The sequence below is a fragment of the Candidatus Eisenbacteria bacterium genome, assembly GCA_030017955.1.
GTDB lineage: Bacteria > Eisenbacteria > RBG-16-71-46 > JASEGR01 > JASEGR01 > JASEGR01.
In genome coordinates, this window is record JASEGR010000138.1 from 1 (window position 1) to 3,481 (window position 3,481).

At 49.7% G+C, this 3,481-nt stretch carries 3 protein-coding genes; all 3 read left to right on the forward strand.

The window, feature by feature from the left end:
• Positions 1-665 precede the first annotated feature (665 nt).
• The 3 genes from QME66_12910 to QME66_12920 all read left to right on the forward strand — a co-directional run bounded on the left by QME66_12910 (position 666) and on the right by QME66_12920 (position 3,402).
• Positions 666-1,727, forward strand: coding sequence for a type IV toxin-antitoxin system AbiEi family antitoxin (locus QME66_12910; protein ID MDI6809851.1), 1,062 nt, complete (start codon positions 666-668; stop codon positions 1,725-1,727).
• 50 nt (positions 1,728-1,777) lie between these two features.
• Positions 1,778-1,996, forward strand: coding sequence for a hypothetical protein (locus QME66_12915; protein ID MDI6809852.1), 219 nt, complete (start codon positions 1,778-1,780; stop codon positions 1,994-1,996).
• Between the two features lie 92 nt (positions 1,997-2,088).
• Positions 2,089-3,402 (forward strand): hypothetical protein, encoded by a 1,314-nt coding sequence (locus QME66_12920; GenBank protein MDI6809853.1) that lies wholly within the window; start codon positions 2,089-2,091, stop codon positions 3,400-3,402.
• Positions 3,403-3,481: the final 79 nt, after the last annotated feature.

The following is a 3,481-nucleotide window of genomic DNA, read 5'->3' on the forward strand; positions in this document are numbered from 1 at the left end:
GAAAAAACGGGAATTCTAATTGTCGCCAACGGGAAAAACAATTGACGTTCAACACTCCATCGCCAATCATTATTCAGACCATGTCAAAGGTCAAGTTTCACATAATATAACACACAAAACGCCGAAGGGCAAAGGAAATCCTGGACTCTCCTAACCCCGCACAAGGTGATCGCAGAGGGGAAATTCGCTATTCGACGCAGGTTTGTAGAAGGATCGAAACGGTTACCAATGTCCTCTCGCCGGTGTCCAAATAGTGACTATCTGGTATCTAAAACCGTATGACTCAGTATGAATCGGTGGCATCAACCCTTCCCATATAACCTCCAGAAGAATAAGCAAGTTAGTGACTTCATCTCAATCAATGTCACTCAGTAGGAAACCCCTCAAAACGCCCTTTCACGGCGGCAACACGGGTTCGAATCCCGTTGGGGACGCTTTTTGTTTTCGGGGCAGGCGGTGAATGTGCAGCGTCCCGCTCGGATGTTTTGGCCGTTGTTGGGGTTTTTGCAATTACCTTCCAGTTTTCGCTCACGAAAGCCAAAACGAAAAAGCAGCTAGCCCATTCCTGCAGGCACAAAATTCTTAATGCTAGCGAGTCTGAAAATCGTTGACTTCTGTTTCACTATATCATATTGTTTCACCATATGGTGAAACAGGCTTCTACAGTGAAAGTACTTTCTGAAAAAGATATCCTTAAGAAGGCTCGGAAGAGCATAGGGTCCCTTCTTTCGGATATTTCATTCATTAACCTGCTGGAAACAAGGAGCAAGGTCAGAATTGACAATAAACAGGTTGATCTCGTGTTGAATACTCTTGTCTCCGGCAAACCAGCAAAATTTTTCATTGAAATAAAGTCACAGGGCGAGCCCCGTCTTGTGAGGCTGGCAATTGCTCAACTTAAGGGTTACCTTAAAGACCGCAAGGACTCCTACGGTATTCTGGTTGCTCCCTATCTCAGCGATGCAAGCAGGCAAATATGCAAAGAGGCAGGCGTCGGGTGCATTGACCTGGCAGGGAATGCCTTTCTTTCTTTCAAGAGTATCTATGTTGACAAGAGTGGAACCCCGAACCCCTTCGCTGTTTCACGCATTTCTAAATCTGTCTTCTCACCGAAATCAAGCAGAATCTTGAGGGTTCTCCTCTCAGTTCCTTCAAAGAGATGGTATGTCGAAGATATGTCCCGGGAGGCGGGCATTAGCATCGGATTGACCTCAAGGGTAAAGCAAGCGCTTCTGGCCCAGGAATGGATCAAGGAAGAAAACAAGAGCTTCTTTCTTATAAAGCTGGAGGAAGTACTTGATCAGTGGGTTAGCAACTACTCTTATCAGAAGAATCTGGGCTTCTCTTTCTACTCAGGCCTCGGGGATGAGGAGTTAGAGACCGCAGTGAAGAAAGAGTGCAAAAAAAGAGGCTATCGCTATGGCCTGGCATTGTTCTCCGGCGCGCGGAAGGTTGCGCCATTTGTCAGATTCATGAAGTTCTTCTCCTATATCGAGGGCAATATAGAGGAGATAGCAACAAGCCTTCAGCTCAAAAAGGTGGAAAGCGGTGCAAATGTGATACTACTCCGGCCTTATGATGAAGGTGTCTTTTACGGACTCCAGAATGTCAGCGGCATTTTTGTTGTGTCAGACATTCAGCTCTACCTGGATTTGAAGAGTTACAAGGGTCGAGGAGAGGAAGCAGCGCAAGCGATACTTGAAGAGAGGATAAAGCCTAAACGGTAAGCAAAAGCCAGTATGGAAAACGAGAGATTGATGCCTGCAAGGCGGTACTATTGGAACTCGTTCATCTTCTCGGGGAACTGAAGGAGGAGATGGTGGTAATCGGCGGATGGGTTCCTTCATTCCTACTTCCCGGTTCAAGAGAACCGGAGTTGACACGCGGCCTCGATATTGATGTTAGCCACCGGCGCGCGCAGCGGAGCGAGCACGCCGCGGGTCCGAAGGACACAGACACGCGACGGGGGAGAAGGAATCCCGTTGGGGACGCTTGATTTTTTTTGTTGACAGCCAGCCCGCCACTTGTCTAGTCTGTCCGAAACCTTCGTTCTCATCTTTGATTGCCGTTCAGGACGCAGGAGAGTTCATGATCAGATGCAGCACTGATTCTTATCGGAAGTCTGAACCTGCCAGCAGTAAGAATCTCCTACATTCGATCCTCATAGTTGCCCTTGTCTTCTCGCTCAAGATAACGTTCCTGGGCGTTGATGCGTTCTCGGCTCCCGCAGTTGGAGAAAAGGAGACTATGCAGTCTCCCGTTGCTGCAGCCCAGGAATCTGTCTCAGTCGCATGTGTCACAGAGGTTAAGTCCTTCGACACTCCCAATGACGGTGGCGGGTGCATCACGATTGCATGGAAGAAATCCACGGACGACGTCGAAGGGGCGATTAGGGTCAAGGGCTATGTCATCCTGAGAAGCGAAAAGCCTGAAGGACCATTTGCCAAGGCGAGTACCGTCGCCCCAAGCGCAGAGCAGTATCTCGATACATCAGTCAGGGACAATGTGCCTTACTACTACCAGGTCGCTGCTCTTTGCGCCGGAGAAGTACAGGTGCTTTCTTCTGTGGTGGGGCCCTCGGTTTCAAAGCAGCAGTGGTTTAACCGCTCGGCAGTAAACCTTCTCGTCGTTGCCCTCATCCTCACAGGTGGCATCCTCTACTGCATCTTCCAGGTTGGGAAGGGCAAGAAGATGTACATCAGAAAAATCGCAGGCGTCGAAGCTGTTGAGGAAGCTGTGGGCAGGGCCACTGAGATGGGTAAGCCGATTCTTTTCATCCCCGGCATCCAGGATATGGACAATGTTCAGACTATCGCCGGACTCACGATACTTGCGAACGTGGGAAAGCTAGCAGCGCAGTATGAAACAAAGCTCGAAGTACCGGTGAGCCGCTCGCTCGTGATGAGCACCGCAAGAGAGACGCTCAAACAGGCTTACCTCTCAGCAGGAAGGCCTGATCTCTACAATGACGACTACGTCTATTACGTGACGGACGAACAGTTTGGTTATGTTGCCGCAGTTGACGGCGTGATGGTGAGGGAAAAACCCGCTACATGTTTCTACATGGGAGCGTTCTTTGCCGAGTCACTCATTCTTGCCGAGACAGGAAACTCGATTGGTGCGATTCAAATAGCAGGCACGGCGATGCCTACACAGCTGCCCTTTTTCATTGCAGCTTGCGACTACACATTGATTGGAGAAGAGCTCTTTGCAGCGAGCGCTTATCTCTCAGGCGACGAGAGGATGATCGCAAGCTTGAGGGGTCAGGACGTCGGCAAGGCAATTGCCATGTTCTTCATTCTTTTGGGGGGTGTCTCAGCCACGCTGGGCTCGCTTACCGGGCACAGCACTTTTATTGCGATCAACGATTGGCTTGTGCGGCTGTTTGCATTGAATTTCTGAACCGGTCAGGAGATTGTGTTGGAGATCTAGTGTAGTGCGTCTAACGCTTCTTTACATTTGGTGACTTTGGCCAGGATGC